Source organism: Tessaracoccus lapidicaptus, assembly GCF_001693815.1.
GTDB lineage: Bacteria > Actinomycetota > Actinomycetes > Propionibacteriales > Propionibacteriaceae > Arachnia > Arachnia lapidicapta.
In genome coordinates this window covers 340,900-362,182 of sequence record NZ_MBQD01000020.1, presented here as the reverse complement: position 1 = coordinate 362,182, position 21,283 = coordinate 340,900, and the positions used below count along the sequence as shown (strand labels likewise).

Annotated in this window: 23 protein-coding genes and 3 tRNA genes; 11 read left to right on the top strand and 15 right to left on the bottom strand. The window is 70.5% G+C overall.

Annotation, left to right across the window (positions count from 1 at the left end; all coding sequences use genetic code 11):
* Positions 1-213: 213 nt before the first annotated feature.
* The 7 genes from BCR15_RS07030 to BCR15_RS07000 all read left to right on the top strand — a co-directional run bounded on the left by BCR15_RS07030 (position 214) and on the right by BCR15_RS07000 (position 4,191).
* Positions 214-286 (top strand) — tRNA-Gly (locus tag BCR15_RS07030).
* 49 nt (positions 287-335) lie between these two features.
* Positions 336-406: transfer RNA gene (locus BCR15_RS07025), tRNA-Cys, on the top strand.
* A gap of 1 nt (position 407) precedes the next feature.
* A tRNA-Val gene (locus tag BCR15_RS07020) sits at positions 408-479 on the top strand.
* Positions 480-806: 327 nt separating this feature from the next.
* Positions 807-1,586, top strand: a complete 780-nt coding sequence (locus BCR15_RS07015) for a DUF1801 domain-containing protein (protein WP_083196583.1) — start codon at positions 807-809, stop codon at positions 1,584-1,586.
* Entirely contained in the window at positions 1,583-2,335 is a 753-nt protein-coding gene (locus BCR15_RS07010; RefSeq protein WP_068751458.1) for a PIG-L deacetylase family protein, read from the top strand. The genes BCR15_RS07015 and BCR15_RS07010 overlap by 4 nt, the downstream gene beginning before the upstream one ends.
* Before the next feature lie 108 nt (positions 2,336-2,443).
* Entirely contained in the window at positions 2,444-3,139 is a 696-nt protein-coding gene (locus BCR15_RS07005; RefSeq protein ID WP_141680056.1) for a DUF937 domain-containing protein, read from the top strand.
* 47 nt (positions 3,140-3,186) lie between these two features.
* Positions 3,187-4,191 carry a hypothetical protein gene (locus BCR15_RS07000; RefSeq protein ID WP_068751457.1) on the top strand — a complete coding sequence of 335 codons (1,005 nt, stop codon included), beginning with the start codon at positions 3,187-3,189 and terminating at the stop codon, positions 4,189-4,191.
* A gap of 4 nt (positions 4,192-4,195) precedes the next feature.
* Here BCR15_RS07000 and BCR15_RS06995 read toward each other — a convergent pair whose 3' ends face one another.
* The 4 genes from BCR15_RS06995 to BCR15_RS06980 are packed head-to-tail and all read right to left on the bottom strand — an operon-like array spanning position 4,196 to position 6,530.
* The gene (locus BCR15_RS06995) at positions 4,196-4,819 is read right to left on the bottom strand and encodes an L-threonylcarbamoyladenylate synthase (protein WP_068751456.1); all 624 of its coding nucleotides are present in this window, start codon (positions 4,817-4,819) and stop codon (positions 4,196-4,198) included.
* 20 nt (positions 4,820-4,839) lie between these two features.
* Positions 4,840-5,730: an aldo/keto reductase gene (locus BCR15_RS06990; protein WP_068751455.1), complete on the bottom strand. Its 891-nt coding sequence runs from the start codon at positions 5,728-5,730 to the stop codon at positions 4,840-4,842.
* Between the two features lie 9 nt (positions 5,731-5,739).
* Entirely contained in the window at positions 5,740-6,165 is a 426-nt protein-coding gene (locus tag BCR15_RS06985; RefSeq protein WP_068751454.1) for a hypothetical protein, read from the bottom strand.
* Positions 6,162-6,530 carry a TadE/TadG family type IV pilus assembly protein gene (locus BCR15_RS06980; protein WP_068751453.1) on the bottom strand — a complete coding sequence of 123 codons (369 nt, stop codon included), beginning with the start codon at positions 6,528-6,530 and terminating at the stop codon, positions 6,162-6,164. The genes BCR15_RS06985 and BCR15_RS06980 overlap by 4 nt, the downstream gene beginning before the upstream one ends.
* 164 nt (positions 6,531-6,694) lie before the next feature.
* On the opposite strand from BCR15_RS06980, the gene BCR15_RS06975 reads away from it, so the two are divergent.
* The 4 genes from BCR15_RS06975 (at position 6,695) to BCR15_RS06960 (ending at position 13,256) form a co-directional block, all read left to right on the top strand.
* Positions 6,695-7,915 carry a pyrophosphate--fructose-6-phosphate 1-phosphotransferase gene (locus BCR15_RS06975; protein ID WP_068751452.1) on the top strand — a complete coding sequence of 407 codons (1,221 nt, stop codon included), beginning with the start codon at positions 6,695-6,697 and terminating at the stop codon, positions 7,913-7,915.
* Between the two features lie 123 nt (positions 7,916-8,038).
* Positions 8,039-8,923 (top strand): HpcH/HpaI aldolase/citrate lyase family protein, encoded by an 885-nt coding sequence (locus BCR15_RS06970; RefSeq protein ID WP_068751451.1) that lies wholly within the window; start codon positions 8,039-8,041, stop codon positions 8,921-8,923.
* A gap of 23 nt (positions 8,924-8,946) precedes the next feature.
* Positions 8,947-10,968, top strand: coding sequence for a beta-galactosidase (locus BCR15_RS06965; protein ID WP_068751450.1), 2,022 nt, complete (start codon positions 8,947-8,949; stop codon positions 10,966-10,968).
* Positions 10,965-13,256 (top strand): glycosyl hydrolase family 95 catalytic domain-containing protein, encoded by a 2,292-nt coding sequence (locus BCR15_RS06960; RefSeq protein ID WP_068751449.1) that lies wholly within the window; start codon positions 10,965-10,967, stop codon positions 13,254-13,256. Before BCR15_RS06965 ends, BCR15_RS06960 begins: the two co-directional genes overlap by 4 nt.
* Here BCR15_RS06960 and BCR15_RS06955 read toward each other — a convergent pair whose 3' ends face one another.
* The 11 genes from BCR15_RS06955 to BCR15_RS06905 all read right to left on the bottom strand — a co-directional run bounded on the left by BCR15_RS06955 (position 13,257) and on the right by BCR15_RS06905 (position 21,282).
* Complete coding sequence (locus BCR15_RS06955) at positions 13,257-14,447, bottom strand: YhjD/YihY/BrkB family envelope integrity protein (RefSeq protein ID WP_068751448.1); 1,191 nt, start codon at positions 14,445-14,447, stop codon at positions 13,257-13,259.
* A gap of 36 nt (positions 14,448-14,483) precedes the next feature.
* Positions 14,484-15,044, bottom strand: a complete 561-nt coding sequence (locus BCR15_RS06950; RefSeq protein ID WP_269466674.1) for a MerR family transcriptional regulator — start codon at positions 15,042-15,044, stop codon at positions 14,484-14,486.
* A 171-nt stretch (positions 15,045-15,215) separates the two neighbouring features.
* On the bottom strand, positions 15,216-15,689 hold the full coding sequence (locus BCR15_RS06945) for a bifunctional nuclease family protein (protein ID WP_068751446.1): 474 nt from the start codon (positions 15,687-15,689) through the stop codon (positions 15,216-15,218).
* A gap of 13 nt (positions 15,690-15,702) precedes the next feature.
* Positions 15,703-16,383: a transcriptional regulator FtsR gene (gene ftsR, locus BCR15_RS06940; protein WP_068751445.1), complete on the bottom strand. Its 681-nt coding sequence runs from the start codon at positions 16,381-16,383 to the stop codon at positions 15,703-15,705.
* Positions 16,383-16,868 carry a double zinc ribbon and FHA domain-containing protein gene (locus BCR15_RS06935; RefSeq protein ID WP_068751444.1) on the bottom strand — a complete coding sequence of 162 codons (486 nt, stop codon included), beginning with the start codon at positions 16,866-16,868 and terminating at the stop codon, positions 16,383-16,385. The genes ftsR and BCR15_RS06935 overlap by 1 nt, the downstream gene beginning before the upstream one ends.
* A gap of 87 nt (positions 16,869-16,955) precedes the next feature.
* Positions 16,956-17,711: a DUF881 domain-containing protein gene (locus BCR15_RS06930; protein ID WP_068751443.1), complete on the bottom strand. Its 756-nt coding sequence runs from the start codon at positions 17,709-17,711 to the stop codon at positions 16,956-16,958.
* Positions 17,704-18,036, bottom strand: coding sequence for a small basic family protein (locus BCR15_RS06925; RefSeq protein WP_068751442.1), 333 nt, complete (start codon positions 18,034-18,036; stop codon positions 17,704-17,706). Before BCR15_RS06925 ends, BCR15_RS06930 begins: the two co-directional genes overlap by 8 nt.
* Positions 18,037-18,049: 13 nt before the next feature.
* Positions 18,050-18,796 carry a DUF881 domain-containing protein gene (locus BCR15_RS06920; protein ID WP_068751441.1) on the bottom strand — a complete coding sequence of 249 codons (747 nt, stop codon included), beginning with the start codon at positions 18,794-18,796 and terminating at the stop codon, positions 18,050-18,052.
* Positions 18,797-18,813: 17 nt separating this feature from the next.
* Positions 18,814-19,401, bottom strand: a complete 588-nt coding sequence (locus BCR15_RS06915) for a CDP-alcohol phosphatidyltransferase family protein (RefSeq protein WP_068751440.1) — start codon at positions 19,399-19,401, stop codon at positions 18,814-18,816.
* Positions 19,402-19,405: 4 nt separating this feature from the next.
* A complete protein-coding gene (locus tag BCR15_RS06910; protein ID WP_068751439.1) occupies positions 19,406-20,458 on the bottom strand; it encodes a glycosyltransferase family 4 protein in 1,053 nt (350 codons plus the stop codon).
* On the bottom strand, positions 20,455-21,282 hold the full coding sequence (locus BCR15_RS06905; protein WP_068751438.1) for an LpxL/LpxP family acyltransferase: 828 nt from the start codon (positions 21,280-21,282) through the stop codon (positions 20,455-20,457). The genes BCR15_RS06910 and BCR15_RS06905 overlap by 4 nt, the downstream gene beginning before the upstream one ends.
* Between the last annotated feature and the right edge of the window lies 1 nt (position 21,283).

Genomic DNA, 21,283 nt, shown 5'->3' with positions numbered 1-21,283 from the left:
CAGCTGAGCCTGCGTGACCGCTCTACGTGTCGCCATCGTCAACTCCATCCCCGAGTCTGACCCACGCGGGCATCTTCAGATGAGTCAACGACTCCAGCTACGCGGGCATCTTCGATGAGTCAACTCGTGATTTTGCATCCTTGGAAAGGCTGCGCTAATGTTCTCTACGCGCCGGACGGCCCAGCCCACAAGGGCAGGAACCGCGAGACGCAGGCGGACGTGGCTCAGTTGGTAGAGCATCACCTTGCCAAGGTGAGGGTCGCGAGTTCGAATCTCGTCGTCCGCTCGGAGATAAGTCTCTCCCAACCCGCTTGGGGAGGGTAAACCTCCATCCAGGTGGAGTGGCCGAGAGGCGAGGCAACGGACTGCAAATCCGTGTACACGGGTTCAAATCCCGTCTCCACCTCGGGCGGTTGGCGCAGTGGTAGCGCGCTTCCTTGACACGGAAGAGGTCGCCAGTTCAAACCTGGCATCGCCCACCGACGAACCCCCTCGCAAGAGGGGGTTCTTTGTTTGTCGGCAGCAGCCCGGGCGGTGAGGCTCGGAAGCTGGTGGACCGTCCAGGTCGACCGGACGAAGGACCAGATCACGAACCCGTTGCAGGGCTCCGCGGCCTCCGGCCCGTTCCGTGAAGACCGATGACCGATAAGCTGCATTATGTCATCTCATCCTCCACGGCGCAGCAGACCCAGTTGCTGCACGGCTTCATCGATCCCCTTCTGGCACCGCGTCAGCCGAGGGTAATTCCGCGGGGACGGTGATGTTGATCCTTGACAGGTCCGGGTCGCTGCGCGGAGAGTGGGCAGATGCCCGGCGATGATGCTGTCACCCGCCCCACTTCTGTTCCGGTGCAGGAGTTTCTCGACACCGTTCCCGAGCGGCGCCGCCGCGAGGCGGCGCAGCTCATCGCCATGATGCGCGACATCACCGGGGCGGAGCCGACGATGTGGGGCCCCAGCATCATCGGGTTCGGCTCCCAGCACTACCGCTACGACACCGGGCGGGAGGGCGACATGCCCAGACTTTCCTTCAGCCCGCGCAAGGCCACTCTGACGATCTATTTCAGCGAGGGGTTCGACCGGTACGGCGACCACCTCGCGCGGCTGGGCAAACACAGAAGCAGCGTCTCGTGTCTGTACCTCACGAAGCTCGACGACGCGGATCTCGGCGTCCTGCGCGACCTGCTCGAGGCCAGCTATTCCCTCGCGGAGGCCCCGCCGACCAAGCCGTCCACCGTGGACGAGTACGTCGCCACCGTCCCGCCCGTCGCCCGGCCCAAGTTCGATGAGCTCCGACGGCTGGTGCGTGACACGCTCCCCCAGGCCGATGAGGTCCTCAGCTACGGCATCGTGGGCTACAAGCCCGTCACGGGCCGCGCCAGGGTCTTCGTCTCGGGATGGAGGGACCACGTGGCCATGTACCCGATTCCCGCGCAGCCGGACCTCCAGGCCGACCTCGCCCCTTATGTCCGCGGCAAGGGAACCCTGTGGTTCCCGCTCGATGAGCCGCTCCCCCGTTCCCTGATCGTCCGCGCCGTGACCGCGCTCGCGGCCGACCCCCCGGCACGCCACGAGGAGGAAGCATGAGCACAGCTGAGCCTGGGCCGCCCTCGCTGGATGTCCTGCCCGATGAGGGCTTCCGCAGGATCCTGTGCGTCGTGGCCCATCCTGACGATGTCGAGTACGGGTTGTCGGCGTGTGTCCACCGCTGGGTCGTCCAGGGCGCCGAGGTGGCCTACCTCCTCCTCACCGCGGGTGAGGCAGGCATGCAGCGTCCGCCGTCGGAGGTCGGCCCCCTGCGCGCGAGGGAGCAGCGTGCTGCCTGTGCGGAGGTCGGGGTCACGGATCTGGAGATCTTGGACCACCCAGACGGGATGCTCGTGTACTCGCTCGCTCTCCGCCGAGACGTGGCGCGGAAGATCCGGCGGTTCAGGCCCGACGTCGTCGTCACCACCTCGTGGGATGTCGAGGTGGGCTGGGGGCTCAACCAGGCGGACCACCGGGTCGCCGGATTGGTGACCCTCGACGCGGTCCGCGACGCCGACAACACCTGGGTCCACCCCGAGCTCGCTCGTGACGAGGGGCTGCCGAAGTGGGCCGCCAGTTGGCTGCTCGTGGCCGCGGACAACTCCCCCACGCACGGCGCTGTGCTGACGAGCGACGACGTCGACGCCGGTGTCCGCTCGCTCGAGGCCCATGCGGCCTATCTCGCCGACATCCCGGGGCACCCGGCCCCCAGGGACTTCATCCCCGAGATGCTGGCGGGACAGGGTCGGACGATGGGCGTTGACTACGCCTGCCTGTTCCGAGCGCACCGTCTGGGGCCGCCGGCCTGACGCGGTCCCGGATACCGGCTGTCGCGATCGAGCCCGACACGGCGTCCGGCTGGGTAGCGTGGACATACGGCACCGACGAGCCGTACCCGCACCAGAAGGAGTACGCACGTGTTCGATTACGACGACCTCATGTCCACCCTCCCCGTCGACCAGTTGGCCCGCCGTGTGGGCGCCACCCCGGAGGAGGTCGAGCAGGCCGCGCGGACGGCCCTCCCCGCCCTGCTCATGGGCATGGGCGCCAACGCCCAGGATCCCGCGGGCGAAGCCTCGCTGCGCTCCGCCCTCTCCCAGCACGATCCGCACCTGCTCGACGGTGGGGTCGACCTCGACGCCCTCGACGAGAACGACGGCGCGAAGATCACGCACAACGTCTTCGGCTCGAATGAGCAGCAGGTCGTGGACCGCCTGGGCGGCCTCGGCGGCGGCAGCTCGCTCATCCAGAAGCTGCTGCCGCTCCTGGCGCCCATCGTGATGGCGTGGCTCGCGGGCAAGCTGACGGGGCGAGGCCAGGGCCAGCAGCAGTCCGGCGGCGGGCTCGGCGACATCCTGGGCCAGATCCTCGGCGGCGGGCAGCAGGGCGGCCGTCCCGCGCCCTCCCCCGCCCCGCAGTCGGGCGGCCAACCTCAGTTCCGGGTCCCCGAAACGTCCGGCGGAGACGGGGGTCTGCGCATGCCGATGCCGGATCAGTCGACCGGGCGGCAGCCGACGCCCCAGGCGCCGCAGAGCCAGGGATTGCCGGGCGGACTCGGCGGCGGGATCCTCGGCGACATCCTGGGCGGTCTCCTCGGCGGCGGCCGGCGCTGACTGAAGGCCTGTCAGGGGTGGACCGGGCGTGCCATAGGCTTCGCGCCATGAAGAAACTCCTTGTCGGGCTCGTGATGGCATTGGTCGGCCTCACGTCCTGGACGTCAGCGTCACCTGCGTCGGCTCTCGACGTCTACACCACGCCCGGTTACCACACGGTCAATGGCCGCCAGTGGCAGACCGAGTGCTCGGCCTACAGCACCACTGTCACGAGGTGTTTCACAAACATCTGGGCGACCCAGGTCAAGATGGTGAGTGGGCGGTACGTGCAGACGAACGGGTGGGTGTTCAACAACCTCACCTATCTGCCGTCTCCGCGCGCTCAGTGGTCGAACAACCCCCTCGGCAACAGCGGGGAGTTCATCAAGAACGGGCGGGAATGGCGCACGGAATGCGACACCACCACATCAGGCCGGAACGGCTGTCGCTCATACATCTGGTCTACCTTCATTGCTGCGACCAAGACGTCCACCGGCGCCACGAAGTTCGTGACCCGGAGCGACTGGGTCTTCAACAACATCGTCCGGTTCTCCACAGACTACTTCGCGCGATACAGCGGCACGGGCAGCACCGTCTTGACGCTCCCTGTTGGCGTTGTCAGGGGGACGGTCAGTGTCAGCTATGCCGCCGCGGACGAATACGATTCCCTCGGAGTGACTGCGCTCGACGCCGAGAATGTCGAGGTGGATTGGCCGCTGTTCCTCGAGCCGTCCACTACGCGGGGCACCGGAGCGTTCGGACTCTACGACGACGTCCGCAGGATCCAAGTGGACACTGAGGGCTCCTGGGAGCTGACTGTCCGTCCACTCTCGTTGGCGCGACAGTTCTCCGGCGAGATCACCGGCCAGGGCCCGGACGTGCTGTGGTACATGGGTGGGGTGCGGACTGCGACCCTCACCCACTCGGGGTCGAGCAACTTCATCGTCGACCAATATGGCGAGGAGTGGAAGATCTTGGTCAACAAGATCGGCCCGACCACGGCGCAGGCGGCTCTTCTCGCAGGGCCAGCACTGGTGGTGATCGACGCGGACGGCGGGTGGACGATCCGCTGAGGGTCTAGGCCTCGAACGGCGACGGGTCCCCCGCCCCCACGCGGGCGATCACGGGCTCGTCGCCGCTCAGGTCTACGACGGTCGTGGGTTCCACCCCGCAGTCCCCGGAGTCGAGCACCGCGTCGATCTGATGGTCCAGGAACTCCTTGATCGCCCAGCCGTCCGTGAGGGACTCCTCATGCCCCGGCATCAGGAGCGTCGACGACACCAGCGGGGCCCCGACCGCGTCCAGAAGTGCCAACGTGGTCCGGTGGTTCGGGATGCGGACCCCGACGGTGCGCTTCTTCGGGTGCTGCATCATCTTGGGCACCTCCCGCGACGCCTTGAGGATGAAGGTGTACGGGCCCGGCGTCGCGGCCTTGACGGCGCGGAAAATCCGGTTGTCCATCTCGACATACGCCCCCAGCTTCGCGAAGGAGTCGACCACCAGCGTGAAGTGGTGCTTGTCGTCGAGCTGACGGATCCTGCGGATCCGTTCGATGCCGGCCGCGTTGCCGAGCGCGCACCCGAGCGCGAAGCAGGAGTCGGTCGGGTACGCCACGAGTCCCCCCTGCTCCAGGATCCTGGCCACCTGTGCCAGGGCCCTGGGCTGTGGGTTCTCGGGGTGGACGTCGAAGTACTGGGCCATGGGCCCAGGCTACTGGAGCGTCAGAGGACCGCGCCCGAGATGGCGTCGACCTCGTCGGCGGTCAGGGTGAGGTGCATGGCCCCCGCCGAGTCGCGGATCGACTCGGGGCGAGAGGCGCCGGGGATCACGATCACGTGGTCGCCCAGAGCCAGCTCCCAGGCCAGGGTCACCTGCTGCGGAGAGACCCCGTGCCGGCCGGCGATCTCCGCCAGCACCGGGAACCTGGTCCCGACCGCCGCGGCCCCGCCGCCCGTGCCGCCGAGGGGGGACCAGGGCAGGAACGCGATCCCGTGGCGGGCGCAGAAGTCCAGCTCGGACTTGCTGGTGTGGTTGAACTTCGGCGAGAACTCGTTCTGCACCGCCGCCAGCTCCCCCTCCCCCAGGACGTCGACGGCGATCTGGATCTCCTCGACGTTGGCGTTCGAAATGCCGATCTCCGCGATGAGCCCCTCGGCCTTCAGTGCGGCGTAGGTCTCCATCACCTCGGCGTAGACACGGCTCCGGTCCGGGCGGTGCAGGTAGAACAGGTCGAGCTTGTCGACGCCGAGAACGTCGAGGGCTGCCTCCACGCGCGCGCGCAGGTAGGCCGGATCGGAGTTACGTCCCCAGCGCTCACCCTCGCTCCGGGTGATGCCACCCTTGGTCGCGACGACGACGTTGCTGGTGTCGCCGGAGTAGCTGCGCAGAGCCTTCGCGACGATGCGCTCGTTGTGGCCCATGGAATCCCAGCTGGGCGCGTAGATGTCAGCCGTGTCGATGAGTGTGACCCCGGCGTCAAGGGCGGCGTGCACAGTGGCGATCGCCTGCTCCTCGGACGGCTTCTCGGGCTTGTCGCTCATGGAGAACGGCATGGCCCCGAGGCCGACGGAGGAAACGGTGAACTGGCCGAGGCGGCGATGCGTCGTAGTCATGACGCCACTCTAGCCACCGCGAAGCGGGTCGACCGGGGACGTTCGCGTGGCCGACACCGCCACGGTTCCGGGCATGAACGGCAGCGAGACGTCGCTCAGGTCGACGCTGCAGCCGACCTCGACCGAGACGCGCGCCCGTTCGCCCAGCGCCCGGGTGAGCCCCGAAGTGTCGAGCGTGACCGACGTGTGCCGACATGCCACACCCCGGTCCCCCAACGCTCGGACGACGGCGGCCCGCGCCGCGCGCTCGCCTGCGGCCTGAGTCCGCTCGAGCGATGCGGCCCTCGCGCCTGCCCCCGCTGCGACCCCCACGTGTTGGTCGGCGATCGCCACGCGCGCAAGGACCAGGAGCAACCCGACGACGAGCAGGAGCGCGGGGATGAGGACGACGGCCTCGACGGACATGGACAGGCCGCGCTGATCCCGCCCGCTCACGAGCCGGTCACCCGTTCGGTGGGCACCCGGGCGGTGGCGCTGACGTCCCGGGCCCAGATGATCGTGACCACGCGCCCGCGTACCGTCGCCTCCGTCGTCGCGCTGCTCCGCGTGACCCGGACCGAGACCGCGCTCAGCGAGCCGTTGGCCGCGACGCGGGCCGCAGCCGTGCGCCCCAGGTCCGCGGTGCCGTCGAAGGCCGCCGCCACGGCGGCACCTTCCTGCGCGGCTGCCAGGGCCGTGGAGTGTGCCCACGCGTGGAGGGACCACTGCAGCAGACCCAGGAAGACCCCGAGGGCCAGCGGGAACAGGACGACAGCCTGGACGGCCTGGGTCAGACCGCGTTGATCTCCTCGTCCATGCATGGCGCCATCGTGCCAAGACAACGGGGTCACTCCGCGCCGTCGGCCCGCGACCTGTGGACAAGTCGTGTCCCTGGCATCCGACACCCCTTCGGGGCTCCGGAGAGCGGTGCAATAGGCTGGGGGTGGCGTCGCGCAGACGCTCCGAACTTCATGAAAGGACACTCATGGTCAAGAAGGTAGCCATCCTCACGGCCGGTGGTTTCGCTCCCTGCCTGTCCTCGGCGATCGGTGGCCTCATCGAGCGCTACACGCAGGTCGCGCCGGAGGTGGAGATCATCGCCTACCGCCACGGGTACCAGGGTCTGCTCAAGGGCGACTACCTCGTCGTCGACGACACCGTGCGCGCCAACGCCGCGCTGCTGCACAAGTTCGGCGGCTCCCCCGTCGGCAACTCCCGCGTCAAGCTCACCAACGCGAAGGACCTCGTCAAGCGAGGCCTGGTCGCCGAGGGCGACAACCCGCTCAAGGTCGCGGCTGACCGCCTGGTCGCCGACGGCGTCGACGTGCTGCACACCATCGGCGGCGACGACACCAACACCACCGCTGCGGACCTGGCGGCCTACCTCGCCGAGCACGACTACGGGCTGACGGTCGTCGGCCTGCCCAAGACCATCGACAACGACGTGGTGCCCATCAAGCAGTCCCTCGGCGCATGGACCGCCGCCGAGCAGGGCGCGATCTTCGCCGAGAACATCGTCGCCGAGCACAACTCGGGCTCGCGCATGCTGATCGTGCACGAGGTCATGGGCCGCCACTGCGGATGGCTGACCGCCGCCACCGCTGCCGAGTACCGCAAGTGGCTCGACACGCAGGAGTGGCTGCCGGAGATCGGGCTGTCCCGCGAGGCGTGGGACATCCACGGCGTGTACGTCCCCGAGGGCGTCATCGACCTGGCCAAGGAGGCCGAGCGGCTGAGCGAGGTCATGGACCGCGTCGGCAACGTCACCATCTTCCTGTCGGAGGGCGCCGGCCTGGACTCCATCGTCGCCGAGATGGAGGCTGCGGGCGAAGAGGTGCCGCGCGACCCGTTCGGTCACGTCAAGATCGACAAGATCAACCCCGGCGCCTGGTTCGGCTCCAAGTTCGCCAAGAAGCTCTCGGCGGAGAAGGTCATGATCCAGAAGTCCGGCTACTTCTCCCGCTCGGCCGCGGCCAACGACGCCGATCTGGCGCTCATCAAGCAGTGCACCGACCTCGCGGTCGACTCCGCCCTGCGCGGGGAGCCGGGCGTCGTCGGTCAGGACGAGGAGAACGGTGACGTGCTGAGCGTCATCGCGTTCGACCGCATCAAGGGCGGCAAGCCCTTCGACATCCAGCAGGACTGGTTCAAGGAGCTGCTCGCCGGCATCGGGCAGGAGTTCCCCGCCCCGGCCACGGCTCACTGACGCCCCACCACAGGAGGGCCCGCCCCGGCACCAGCCGGCGCGGGCCCTCCTGCCTGGTGGACGTCCGTCGTCATCTCTTGATGTGAAGTTATCCTGAGGCACGTTCGTCAAGGAGGACAAACAGTGCACCAGGCAGCCAAGCCCGCCACCTTCGGCCCCGAGTTCGCCCGTTCGTGGCTGCTCGTCAACGCCACCCAACCGCCCCGTTTCGACTCAGCGGCCCGATCCGCGGCCGACGCCGTCGTGCTGGACGTGGAGGACGCGGTCGCGCCCAGCCGGAAGGATGAGGCACGGTCCAACGTGGTCGACTGGCTGCGGGCCGGGCACCACGCGTGGGTGCGCATCAACGGCTTCGGTACCGAGCACTGGGAGCGGGACTGTCGCACCCTCGCGGCGACGCCGAACCTGTCCGGCGTCATCCTGGCGATGGTCGAGTCGCCCGAACACGTCATCCGGACCGCCGAGCTCCTGCCCGGCGTCCGCATCGTGGCGCTGGTCGAGACCGCGCGCGGGGTCCAGTCCCTGCAGCAGATCGCGGAGGCGCGCCCCACGTTCCGGTTGGGCTTCGGGCTGGGCGACTACCGCCGCGACACCGGATTCGCCGATGATCCCCTCACGCTCGCCTACACGCGCTCGCAGTTCACGATCGCGGCACGGGGCGCCGGCCTGCCGGGTCCCATCGACGGACCGTCGGTCGGCGCCCTGGGCGTGGCCCTCGCCGACGCGGCCGGGGTGACCACGCAGTTCGGGATGACGGGCAAGATATGCCTCACGCCCGAGCAGGCGCCGATCGTCAACGAGATCCTCTCCCCCTCCGTCGCCGACATCTCGTGGGCGCGGCAGTTCCTCCGCCAGCTCGACGCCCAGGGCGGTGAGATCCGGGACGGGTCCGATCTGCCCCGCATGGCGCGCGCCCGCAAGATCCTGCACCTGGCGGAGCTGTTCGGCATGGAGACCGACGAGGAGTACACCGACTGGAACGAGCCCACCGAGGTGCACCACTGCTGAGCGCCCCCGTGTAGGGTGAGCGCGTGACTTTCGAAACGCTTCGACACGAGGGCGTGTGGTTCGGCGGCGACTACAACCCGGAGCAGTGGCCGCCGGCCGTGCTCGACGAGGACCTGGAGCTCATGGAGCGGGCCGGCATCACGACGGTGACCGTCGGGGTCTTCGCCTGGTCGTCCCTGGAGCCTGAGCCCGGCCGCTTCGAGTTCGGATGGCTCGACGACGCGCTGGAACGACTGACTGCCGCCGGGATCGGGGTGGTGCTGGCCACCCCGACGGCCTCTCCCCCGCCATGGTTCTCGCGGCTCCACCCCGAGGGGCTGCCCGTCACGGCCGACGGCGTCCGGCTCATCCACGGCAGCCGCGACACCTACAACCCCGCTGCCCCCGCGTACCGGGAGGCGGCGGCCCGCATCACCCGGGCGCTCGCGGAGCGCTACGGGAGCCACCCGGCCCTGCGGATGTGGCACCTCCACAACGAGTACGGCACGGTGTCCTACGGGCCCGTGACCGACGTGGCCTTCCGGGAGTGGCTCCGGGCCCGCTACGGCGACCTGTCGCGGCTCAACGAGGCCTGGAACACGACCTTCTGGTCCCAGGTCTACGGCGACTGGCGCGACGTGCACGCCCCCCAGGCCACGCAGTACCTCCCCAACCCGGCACACGTGCTCGACTTCAAGCGCTTCAGCGCCGACCTGCTGCTGGAGCGGCTGCGGGACCAGGTCGCCATCGTCCGGGAACTGAGCCCGGGCGTGCCCGTCACCACCAACTTCATGCTCCCCAGCTGGAATCACTACGACCAGTGGGCGTTCGCTCGAGAGCTCGACGTCGTCTCGATCGATCACTACCTGGACGATCCGGGCCCGTCGGGCGAGGTGCACGCGGCCTTCGGAGCGGACCTGGCGAGGTCGTTCGCCGGAGGCGCGCCGTGGCTGCTGATGGAGCAGGCCACGAGCCTGGTCTACGACTACGACGGCGGCCGCATGCTGGTCAAGAAGCCGGGCCGGATGCGGCGCAACACCTACCAGTACCTGGCCCGGGGGGCCATGGGCTCGCTGTTCTTCCAGTGGCGGTCCCCGGTGGTCGGCGCGGAGTTCTTCCACTCGGCGATGGTGCCGCACTTCGGCGCCGACTCCCGGCTGTTCCGGGAGATCGAGCAGCTCGGGCGCGAGCTACCCCGCGTCGCCGAGCTCGCGATGGCACCCACCGACGGCCCCGTCGTGGACTCCCGGGTCGCGATCGTGTGGAGCGCCGACGCCTGGTGGGCCGCCGACACGCGCGCCATGCCGTCGGCCGACGTCGGGTTCCTGCCCGCTGTCCGGCGCGTCCACACCACGCTGTGGGAGCTCGGCGTGGTGGCCGACGTCGTGGCCCCGGACGGCGACCTGTCGCGCTACGACGTCGTGCTCGTGCCCAGCCTGCTCGCCGTGTCCGACCGCGACGCAGCGGCGTTCGCGGACTTCGCCCACAGCGGCGGACACCTGGCGGTGTGGCACTTCGCCGGCAGCACCGACGAACGTCTCCACGTGCGGCAGGGCTCCTACAGCGGGGCGTTCGCCGACCTCGCGGGGGTGCGCGTCGAGGAGCACGTCCCGCTCCGCGACGGGGAGCGGGTGACCCTGAGCGACGGATCCACGGCGGAGGCCTGGACCGAGCGCCTGCACCTGAGCGGCGCCACGGCCGTGTGCGCCTACACAGACGACGCCCATCCTGTCGTCGGGCCCGGCTCCCCCGCCATCACCGAGCGTCCGCTGCCCGGCGGCGGCCGGGTCCACTACCTGTCGACCCGCCTCGCGGCCGGGGACCTAGGCCGTCACCTGGGCCGCATCGTGCGGGCGGCCGGCGTCGAGGCCCGCGGGTTCACCGGCCTGGAGGTCGTCCACCGGCGCGCCGGCACGTCCTCGTATCTCGTCGCGATCAACCACTCGCAGGAGGATGGGACCCTGGAGGCCCACGGGACCGATCTCATCACGGGCCGCGTCGCGGCCGGTAATGTCGTCGTCCCCGCCGGGGATGTCGCCGTCGTCCGCCTTGAGGAGAACACATGACCATCCTGCGCTACGGGCGTCCGTCCACCGGCTGGCTCGACCGGCTACCGCTGGGCAACGGCCGGATCGGGGCGATGGTGGGGGTCGATGGTGCGGGCGTGCGGATCGGGCTCAACGAGTCCACCGCCTGGTCCGGCGGGATCGGCTCGGCCCGCCGCGACCTGGTAGCACCAGGGCGGGCCTCGGAAGCGCTGGCCGCGGCCCGCGACCTCCTGGGCCGCGGCGACCCCGTCGGCGCCGAGGAGGCGCTGCGGCCGCTGCAGCATCACTACGCCCAGGCGTACCTGCCGGTGGGCGAGCTGGAGATCCTCCTGGGGCTCGACGAGCCCTCGGTCACGAGGACGCTGGACCTGGACACCGCGGTGCACCACGCCACGCTCGCCTCGTCGACCGGCTCGTGGATGGCGACCACCGCCACGGCGTGGGCCGACGACGTGCTGGTCCACCGCATGCGCGGGAACCGGCCGGCCGACCTGTCCATCGCCCTGACGACGTCGCTGCGTCGGGTCAGCCTGACCACGATGGCCGACGGCGTGGCGATGCAGCTCGCCCTCCCCGCTGATGTCGCCCCCGGCCATGAGCCCGACGAACCGGCGTGCACCTGGGAACGGCCCGGGGTCGCTCCGGCGCAGGTGATGCTGCACCTGCGTGTCGTCACCGACGGCGCCGTGACCGGGGACCCCGACGGCCGGATCACCATCACCGGCGCCAGGGCCGTCGACGTCGCGCTGGCGATCGAGACGACGTTCCGCTCCCCCACCCTCGATCCCGGCCCCGCAGGACCTGCCGCCGAGCGTGCCGCCGCGCGCGCACAGGCCGACGTCGGTGAGGCGTTCGACCGCCACCGTGCCCGCTACGCGGCACTCGCCGGCGACTTCAGCCTGCGCCTCGGTGCGGGCTCGGCACGCGAGTCGCTGGACCCGGACCGGCGTCTCCGGGAGGTCGCCGACGTGGCCCGGGAGGACCCGGGACTGCTCGCCCTGCTCGCCGAGTACTCCCGCTACCTCCTCGTGGCGTCGAGCCGCCCCGGCGGTCTCCCGGCGACTCTGCAAGGGATCTGGAACGCCGAGATGCAGCCGCCGTGGTCGTCGGCCTACACCTTGAACATCAACCTGCAGATGAACTACTGGGGCGCCGAATCGACCGGCGCCTCCGGCGCCCATGAGGCCCTCCTGACACTCCTCGAGGGCTTGGCGGACCGGGGCCGCGACACCGCCCGGCGGCTCTACGCGGCGCGAGGCTGGGTGGCACACCACAACTCCGACGCCTGGGCCTACTCGCTGCCCACCGGCGGAGACGCTTCCTGGGCGCACTGGCCGATGGGCGGCGCCTGGCTCGTGCTGCAGTTCGACGAGCACCGCCGCTTCGGCGCCATGACCCGGGAGACGCTCGACCGCTTCTGGCCGGTCGTGCGCGGCGCCGCCCAGTTCCTCATCGACTGGATCGGCGACGACGGAAGCACCTCGCCGTCGACGTCCCCGGAGAACCGGTTCCTGCATGCCGGGGTGCCGGCATCCGTGACCACATCCTCGGCCATGGACCGGGCCATCGCCGGTGACTGCCTGCGCCTGGCGGCGGAGCTCGCGGCGCGGCTCGCGCCCGGCGACCCGGTCGGTGCCGAGGCCGCAGCCGCTGAGGCGAGGATCGCGCCTCCGCGCGTCGCAGCCGATGGACGGATCGAGGAGTGGGGATCGCCGCGCGTCGATGAAGATCCGCGACATCGGCACCTGTCGCACCTCTATCCGTGGTTCCCTGGGACGGTCGTCCCCGCGGAGCCGCTCGGCGCTGCTGTGGCCCGGACCCTCGACACACGGGGCGACGATTCGACCGGGTGGTCCCTGGCCTGGAAGATCGCGCTGCGGGCCAGGCTCGGGGACGCGGCCGCCGTGGGCCGGCTCCTGAACCTGGTCACGCGCCCCGCCGACGACGGATTCGGGCAGCGCGGCGGCCTCTACCCCAACCTGTTCGCCGCTCACCCACCGTTCCAGATCGACGGCAATCTGGGCTTCCTGGGCGCGTTGGTCGAGACGCTCGTCCAGAGCCACCGCCCCGGACGGATCGACCTGATCCCAGCGCTGGCGCTCGGCCTCGACTCGGGTGAGGTGACCGGGATCGTGGCCAGGCCCGGTGTCCTTGTCCACCTGGCTTGGGAGGGCCGTCGGCCGACCCTCGTCCGGCTGCGGCCCCGGACCCCGGCCGCGGCTGGCCGCTACCGGGTCACGCACGGCGGCGCCGAGCAGCTCGTCGACCTCACCGACGGGCAGTGGTCGGAGGTGCGGTTCGCCTAGTCAGCGGCGGCGCCGCACCCTCCGGGCGAGGGCGGCCGCCGCTGCGCCCAGCCCCAGGCCGGTCGCAGCTCCGATGCCGTAGCCGATGGACGTTCCGAGCCGGACGCTGCGCCCGGCGACGTCCTGACGGACCGCCCGCTCGGGGTCCGGCGACAGTGGGGGGATGGGCTGCGCGCGCCGCAGGTCGTCGAGGCTGCGGGTGGCCGACCACCGCCGCGGGGTGACCGGCTCGTCGCCGTGCGGAATGTCGTCGAGGTCGATCTCCGCGGCAGCGGCCATGCCGGAGGCCCGCTCCGCGTGCTTGCGCGCCAGATCGGCCGGCCACACCTCGTCGGTGCCGATCCAGGCGGCCGACATGAGGATGATGGTCGCCAGCAGGTTGAACACCAGCATCAGCACGATCACGGGGCCGAAGACCGACGCCGCGGGATTGCCGGTGAAGACGCCGACGAGCCGGCCGGCGAGCTGCTGCAACACCGTGATCAGCACGGCCCCCAGGACGGTCCCGGTCAGCCACGCCCTGGGGGTGGCGCGCTGCCGCGGGAACACGATGAACAGGAACGCGAGCAGGATCCAGCTGGCGATGAAGGTCAGGAGTACTGCGACCGCCTGGAAGACGAACCCGATCCCCGGCAGGTGGTCCCACCCCAACCAGGCGATGACCTGCCGGGAGAATCCGCCGCCGACGGAGGACACCGTCAGGCTGGCGGCGACGCTCACCAGCAGCCCGACGAAGATGGCCAGGTTCACGCCCAGCTCGGCGAAGAAGTTGCCCTTCTCCGACGCGTCGGAGAACTTGCTGGCCCACATGACCCGGACGGCGCGCTTGAGGTTGCCGACCCAGTTGGACCCGGAGTACCCCGCGGTGAGAACGGCGATCGCTCCGACCGAGGCCCAGTTGCGGAACGCGTGGTCGACGACGGCCCCGAGGCTCTTCGACAGATCCGTCCCCTCGCCCAGCTCGGCGTCGATGATGCCCTTGATCTGGTCCATGAGGTCAGGACGCAGCACCGTGAGGGTCCAGCCGAGCATCGAGAACGCGAACATGACGATCGGCACCATCGACAGGACGGAGAAGTAGGTGACGGCCGCGGCGAACTGCGGGCCGAGGCGCTTGTTGTAGCGCTCGTTGGCCGCCATCGCGTGGGCGACGAACGGCTGGTTGGTGACCTTCTCGATCCAGTCCTTCATCTTGCCGACCCTACCGCCCGCGGCGGCCGTGAGAGGTCAGACGGCCTTGGACCGCCGCCGCGCGGCCAGCTCGTCGGACGGGTCGCTCGCCTGGTCCTCGACGTCCCCGGTGCGCTCCCCCGGCAGCGACGAGAGCGTGCCCTCGAGTTCCTTCCAGACGCTGCTGACCGAGATCATGAACATGCCCTGGCCCCCGCGGGTCAGGTCGAACAGTTCGTTGGCCGAGGTCACCTCGTACACGCTGAAGCCGTCGCTGACAAGCGTCAGCTCGGTGAGGTCGTCGACGCCGCGGACGCGGAGGTGGTCGATGGCCACCCGGATCTGCTGCAGCGAGATGCCGACGTCGAGGAACCGCTTCACGACCCGCAGCAGGAGGATGTCGCGGAACGAGTACAGGCGCTGGGTCCCGGAGCCCTCGGCGTTGCGGATGGAGGGGACGACCAGACCCGTCCGGGCCCAGTAGTCCAGCTGGCGATACGTGATCCCCGCCACCCGGTGTGCGATCGGTCCCCGGTACCCGGTGTCGCTCGGCACAGGGGTGAAGTCGCCGTCGAACAGCACCGCCTGCAGCGGCTCGGCTCCGGGCGTCTCAGTCACGGTCCCCACACTCCTCAGCGTCCGTCGGACATCGCGGATCCGACGCTAACCGTCCGTGGCGCGCAGGCACCGCGACACGCCCGAAGCGGCGGCACAATTCTTGCCTGCCCTCCCCGGCGGGGGCGGTGACGCGGCTCCCGGCCGCCCGGGCAAACCCGGGCTGACCAGGCATTACTCGTCCTCGAAGTCGTCGGCGTTGACCGTGTCGAGGAACGCCCGGAAGGCCTCGACCTCATCGGTCGACGACTCTTCAACCTCAACCCCGACTTGATCCATGAGCGCCACGGGGCACTCCATGGGCCACCCCAGCCGAACGGCGATGGCCACACAATCGCTGGGCCGCGCGGGGATCTCGTGCCCGCCGACGAGGAGGACGGCGTCGTAGACCCCGTCGTGCATGCGGGTGATGCGCACCGCGCCCGCCTCGCCGACCCCGTCGCCGAGCAGGTCGACGACGCTCGCGAGCAGGTCATGGGTCATCGGGCGCTGCGGAGGCTCGCCCTCCAACGCCACCGCGATCGCGGCGGCTTCGATGTTTCCGATCCAGATGGGCAGGCACCGCGAGCCGCCCTGCTCCTGCAGCAGCAGCACCGGGGGTTCCTCCGGGGAGACCAGGCGGATGCCGAGCACGTCGAGGCCGATCATGGGTCCAGCCTACTCAGTGCATCTGCCCGTGCAGGAGAGCCGCGTGCGCCTGCATGACGACGCGGTAGAGGTCCATGACGACTTCCTGCGGGGGGCCGGATCGGCGCCGATAGGGTTCGAGTGCCTGTTCCACGACCGCCGCGTCCATGGCCGCCGCCTGCTGCATGACCCGAAGTTGCCGTAGATCGATGCCGTAGCTCGTCAGCTTCTTGGCCGCGGACGCGAGGGCGACGGCCTCGCGCCCGTAGAGCTGCGATCCGCGCCGCGGATGCACGATCTTGAGGCGCTCCAGCTGGATGAACGCGGCCTCGGCCAGTCCCGACTCCGCCAACACCTGGCGGCGCGTCATGAGCCCGGGGGTCGGGCCCTGCCTGGAGGGGGGCCGCGGGTCCGGACTCGCTTCGGGGTCTGGATCCGGTGCCGCGAGGGACGGCGGCTGCTCCCCCCGGTCCAGGGCCTCCAACTCCTCCCGGATGACCTTGAGGGGCAGGTAACGGTCCCGCTGGGCGCGCAGCACGTACAGCAGCCGGTCGACGTCGTCCTGGCTGAACCGCCGATAGCCAGACGGCTGCTGCCGGTCCGGCGAGATCAGGCCCTCCGCCTCCAGGTAGCGGAGCTTGGACACCGAGATGTCGGGGAACTCGGGCCGGATCATCTCCAGCACGCGGCCGATGGTGCGCGCCGCGCCAGGCATCAGCTCAGACCGGACTCGCCCAGCGAGATCGTGGCGCGGTACTTGCCGATCTGGATCTCGTCCCCCTCGCGCAGCAGCGTGCGCCCGTCGAGGAGCGTGCGGTTGACGTACGTGCCGTTCAGGCTCCCCAGATCCTCCAGGTAGAGCTTGCCGCCGCTGCGCACGAACTTCGCGTGGTGCCGCGACACCGTGATGTCGTTGAGGAAGATGTCCGACTCGGGGTGGCGGCCGACGTTGGTGATGTCGCTGTCGATGAGGAAGGACGCAGAGTCCCCGCGCCCGCGGTTGACCACGAGCAGGGCGTTGCCGGCCGCGAGGGTGCGGATCTCCTGCAACTCCTGGTCGGTCAGCTCGACCGGGCGGTCCTCGCTCGTGACGGGGAACATCGTCGTGGTGTCCCCGGTGGGGTCAGTCAGCGGAGCGCCGCATTCGCTGCAGAACCGCGCTTGTGCGGGGCTTTCCGTTCCACATTTGCGGCACTTCATCGCTGCACACTCCTGGATAGTCCGGTCAGGCTCGATCTCTACGGATCAACGCTACCCTGAGGAACTTATCACCCTCTGACAAGTGGATCAGCGCGGTGTGGCGAACTCGTTGTCCTCCGGTTCGACGACGGTGGTGATGCTGACCTCGTCGAGTTGCGTGATCTGCACGCGGCCACCGACGCGCTCGCCCTCCACCTCGCTGACGAGGCCGCCGCGGAATCGGGCGCCAGCCTCCAGCGTCGCCGGATCGCCGATGGCCTCGATGACGTAGGGCGCCTCGAGCGCGACGCCGTCGGCCGTCAACCGCCCTGAGTCGTCGGTGCCGAACCAGGAACTCATCACGAGCCGCACCGAGTCGTTGAGTTCGATCACCTCGGCGCCTGCGTCCCGCAACTCCTCGACGGCGTCCAGCAGCAGTTCGGCGCTCACCCGGGCTCCCGGATCCTGGATCTCGAGCCGGACGCCCGGCCCCGACACCGCGACCGTCCCGGCGATGATCTGCGCCTGTTCGAGCCGCCGCTCGGCCTCCTGCCGGGCCGCCTCGTCGCGATCGACGCCGCTGAGCAGTTCGCTCTGTGCCTGCTCCAGCGTGCGCACCTCCTCCTCCAGGCGCCGGGTCTCCGCGGTGACGTTGTCGAGCAGCTGGATGAGATCGGCCTGGCGGACGTTGGCGAACTCCGGCTGGTTGGCCTGGGAGCGCAGCGTGAGGACGACGATGAGCGCGGTCAGGAACAGCGCGACACCGGCGACGAACTGGCCCCTGCTGGGGCGCAGGAAGTCCCGCAGGAGTCGTCGCGGGGGCGCGTCCGTCGCGCGGCGAGGTTCGGGGGCGGGATCAGGCATGCAGCAGCGCCCTCCGGATCGCGGCGGCGTTGGTGAAGATGCGGATGCCGAGCACGACGACGACGCCGGTCGACAGCTGCGACCCGACCCCGATCTGATCGCCCACGAAGACGATCAGCCCGGCGATGATGATGTTGGACAGGAACGACACCAGGAACACCCGGTCGGAGAAGATGCCCTCCAGGTAGGCACGGGTCGCGCCGAGGATCGCATCGAAGGCCGCCACGATCGCGATCGGCAGATAGGGCGCGAGGACCGGTGGCAGGGTGGGTTGCAGCAGCAGGCCCACGGCCACTCCGGCGATGAGTCCCAGGATCGCGAACACTGGTGTGAGCTCCTCAGTCTGTGGTGGCGTAGCGGATCGCCATGCCGGGGTCGGCGGGCAGGACGAGGTCGTCGTCGGCCTGCTCGATGGTCATGGTCAGGCCGTAGTTGGCCGTGATGAACTGCCACCAGGCGGCGGCAGGGGTCTGGTTGAAGCGCGCCTGCATGGTCGCGGGGTCGCCGATCACCTCGACGCGGTAGGGCGGGCTGAGGGACACGAAGTCGACCGTGATGGCCGCCCCCGCCGCGCGGATCGGGGTGAGTGTGGTGATCCGCCGGCCGTTGATCGCCACGGCCTCGGCCCCTGCCTGCCAGAGACCGTTGACGAGCCGGCTCAGATCGCTGTCCAGCACGAGGCCGTTGTCCGTACCGCCCTCGGCCGCGTCGTCGACGGTGACGATGATGCCGGGGCCGGCGACGGGCACAGCGCCGGCCGCCGTCTCCACGGCGCCGAGGCGTTCGCGCTGCGTCGGGTCCCCCAGCGCCTCTTCGCCGAGTTCGCGGACCTCCTGCTCGAGGGCCGCGGCCCGCTCGGCGAGGTCGGATTGCCGGGCGCGCGCGGTCGCGACCCGGTCCAGCAGGTCCGCGCGCTGATCGGCCTCGGCGCCGGCGCCTCGCGTGGTCTGCAGCAGCGCGACGGTGACCAGGGCGACGATGAGGGTGACCGCCACCAGCAGCGGCAGCCGCGTCGGCCCGCCGGGAACCGCGACGCGATACTCGGGCTCCAGCGCGCCCTCGGCCACGTCCGTGAGCAGGCTCATGCTGGCGTCGGGACGCCTCACACGCCGCTCCGGTTCAAGCGGACGGTCTCCCGCACGTACAGGATGCCGGCGGCCCAGTACACGGCGGCTCCGAGTGCCCCGAGGGTCCATCCGGCCCAGTGCGCCCAGGTGAGGTCGAGGGACGAGGGCGCGCCCAACAGGATGAGGGGCAGCGCGAGCAGCAGCAGCATCGTGCCGGCCTTGCCGACGATGTTGACGGGGAGGGCGAGCATCCCGTGCCGGCGCAGCACGGGGATGAGCCCGGCGAGCATGAGGTCGCGCGCGACGAGGATGACGACGAACCACCAGGGCACGATCCCCCGGATCAGCAGGACGACGACCGCTCCCAGGATGTACAGGCGGTCCGCGACCGGATCGAGCCGGGTTCCGAGGCGGCTGCGCTGCTTGAGCGAGCGGGCGAGGTGCCCGTCGAACCAGTCGGTCACCCCGAACAGGGCGAGCATGGTGACGGCCGCCACGTCGTGTCCAGCGAGGATGAGCCAGCAGAAGACCGGGATGCCCAGCAGCCGGATGAACGACAGCGCGTTGGGCACCGTGAGGACCGCCTCGGTGTCCCAGGCCGGGACGGGGGGCTGAGTCTCCACCCGCTCAGCCTACGTCAGCCCCGGTGGCACGCGTGGTCACGCGCCCGTAGAGCTCGACGATCCGCGGCCCGACGTGGTCCCAGCTGTAGCGCTCGGCGAGGGCCCGGGCCGCGGCCGGCGGCGGGGGGGCGTCGAGCCGACGGCGGAGCGCGGCACGGGCGGACACCACGTCGTCCACGGGGAACCAGGAGATCACCCCGGGATGGTCGACGACGGCGCGGAACGCGGGCAGGTCGCTCGCGACCACGGCGCAGCCGTGGGCAAGGCCTTCCAGCAGGATCAGCCCGAAGGACTCGCCGAAGCGGTTCGGCGCGACCAGGACCGTGGCCTGGTCCAGGATCTCGGCCGCGGCCCGGTCGTCGAGCCGGCCGAGTTCGCGCACCCCGGTCGCCCCGGGACCTCCCGGGCCGATCGCCACGAAGTCCGCCTCAGGCACCGACTGGGCCAGAGCCGCGAAGAGCGGATAGCCCTTGCGCGGCTCGTCCTGACGGCCGAGGAAGACCACCAACGGCCGTCCCGCGGGGCGGGCCGGGGCCGGGGACGGCATCGTGATGGCGTTGGGGATGATGAGCGGCTCGTAGCCGATGGCGGCGCGGGCCGTCGCCGCCGCCGCGGCGGACACGGCGACAGAGATCCGGTCGGCGGGCAGGCGGGAGGCGCGCAATCGCAAGGTGGTGGCGAGGTGGGCGGGGTCGAAGCTGGCGTGATGCGTCACGACCAGCGCCGACGACGCGCGAGCCGTCGCGTACCCCGCCCCCGGCGTCAGGGGCTCGTGCACGTGGACGACGTCGGCGTCGGCCACGGCTCTCACCGCCATGACACGCTGCCGATGGGAGACGGCCAGTCGGGCCACGGATCCGTTGAAGCGGAAGGCGTGGGCCGGACCGAGCAGCACCACCGGCACGCCGCGGTCGACCTCCTGCTCCCCCGGCGCGACGACGACGGGGTCGTGTCCCTGTTCCAGCAGCCACCGTGCGAGCCCCAGGACGTGGGTGGCGACGCCCCCTGGCGTATCCAGCGAGTAGGGGCACACGAGCGCGACGCGCAGCGGGGTCATCGCAGCGCCTTCCGCAGCATGAGCCAATTCTCCGGGCTCTCGCGGATGGCGGAGGCGAAGTGGGCCACGACGCCGTGCAGGAGTTCGGTCACCTCGGTGCCCTCGATGGGGTCCGACACGTCGATCCGAAGCCGCCTGCCTTCGAACCGGGTGGTGGCGGCCCGGAGGTGGGCGCCGGTGCGCAGCGCGAGGAGCGCGGGGCCGGCCGGCACGGTGATCCGGACCTGGTCGCCGCCCGGCCAGTCGACGGTGACCCCGTGGCTGGACAGGGCGCGGTCGCTCACCAGACAGACCAGGCGTCCCGCGCGCACGTCCTCAGCGAGCCGGTCCAGCACCTCGGGTTCGTCCACGGGGTAGACGGTGATGCCCATGGCGGCGCGCGCGTCGCGGAACCGCTCGTAGAGACCGTCGGGCAGCCGCTCGGCGACACTCACCACCGGCAGCCCGGTCCGGGCGGCCCAGGCACCCGCGCAGTCCCAGGAGCCCATGTGCGGCAGCGCCACGACCAGCCCCGGCCCGGCGGCGGATGAACGCAGCTTTTCCGCGTCGCGGTCAGTGATCACGACGGAGTCGACGATGTCCTGGGCGGACCAGCCGGCCAGCCCGAGCGACCACAGGGTGTTGCGCAGCCAGTTCTCGAGCATCAGGCGCCGCTGCCGTCGCGTCGGCGCCTGCCCGGTGGCCTGCAGGATGGTCCGCTCCCAGGCGCGCACGGGCGCCGGCGGGCGGAGATTGATCACCGGGGCGGCGAGGCGGGCTAGGAGATCGGCCGTGCGGCGCGTGACCCTCCGGCCCACCCGCCAGGTGAGCAGCGAGAGGGACACG

Coding starts and splice junctions, on each gene's coding strand:
- BCR15_RS07015 (WP_083196583.1), top strand. CDS start 807: ATGCCCGGCGATGATGCTGTCACCCGCCCCACTTCTGTTCCGGTGCAG.
- BCR15_RS07010 (WP_068751458.1), top strand. CDS start 1,583: ATGAGCACAGCTGAGCCTGGGCCGCCCTCGCTGGATGTCCTGCCCGAT.
- BCR15_RS07000 (WP_068751457.1), top strand. CDS start 3,187: ATGAAGAAACTCCTTGTCGGGCTCGTGATGGCATTGGTCGGCCTCACG.
- BCR15_RS06995 (WP_068751456.1), bottom strand. CDS start 4,819: ATGGCCCAGTACTTCGACGTCCACCCCGAGAACCCACAGCCCAGGGCC.
- BCR15_RS06990 (WP_068751455.1), bottom strand. CDS start 5,730: ATGACTACGACGCATCGCCGCCTCGGCCAGTTCACCGTTTCCTCCGTC.
- BCR15_RS06980 (WP_068751453.1), bottom strand. CDS start 6,530: ATGCATGGACGAGGAGATCAACGCGGTCTGACCCAGGCCGTCCAGGCT.
- BCR15_RS06975 (WP_068751452.1), top strand. CDS start 6,695: ATGGTCAAGAAGGTAGCCATCCTCACGGCCGGTGGTTTCGCTCCCTGC.
- BCR15_RS06960 (WP_068751449.1), top strand. CDS start 10,965: ATGACCATCCTGCGCTACGGGCGTCCGTCCACCGGCTGGCTCGACCGG.
- BCR15_RS06955 (WP_068751448.1), bottom strand. CDS start 14,447: ATGAAGGACTGGATCGAGAAGGTCACCAACCAGCCGTTCGTCGCCCAC.
- BCR15_RS06945 (WP_068751446.1), bottom strand. CDS start 15,689: ATGATCGGCCTCGACGTGCTCGGCATCCGCCTGGTCTCCCCGGAGGAA.
- ftsR (WP_068751445.1), bottom strand. CDS start 16,383: ATGCCTGGCGCGGCGCGCACCATCGGCCGCGTGCTGGAGATGATCCGG.
- BCR15_RS06935 (WP_068751444.1), bottom strand. CDS start 16,868: ATGAAGTGCCGCAAATGTGGAACGGAAAGCCCCGCACAAGCGCGGTTC.
- BCR15_RS06930 (WP_068751443.1), bottom strand. CDS start 17,711: ATGCCTGATCCCGCCCCCGAACCTCGCCGCGCGACGGACGCGCCCCCG.
- BCR15_RS06920 (WP_068751441.1), bottom strand. CDS start 18,796: ATGAGCCTGCTCACGGACGTGGCCGAGGGCGCGCTGGAGCCCGAGTAT.
- BCR15_RS06910 (WP_068751439.1), bottom strand. CDS start 20,458: ATGACCCCGCTGCGCGTCGCGCTCGTGTGCCCCTACTCGCTGGATACG.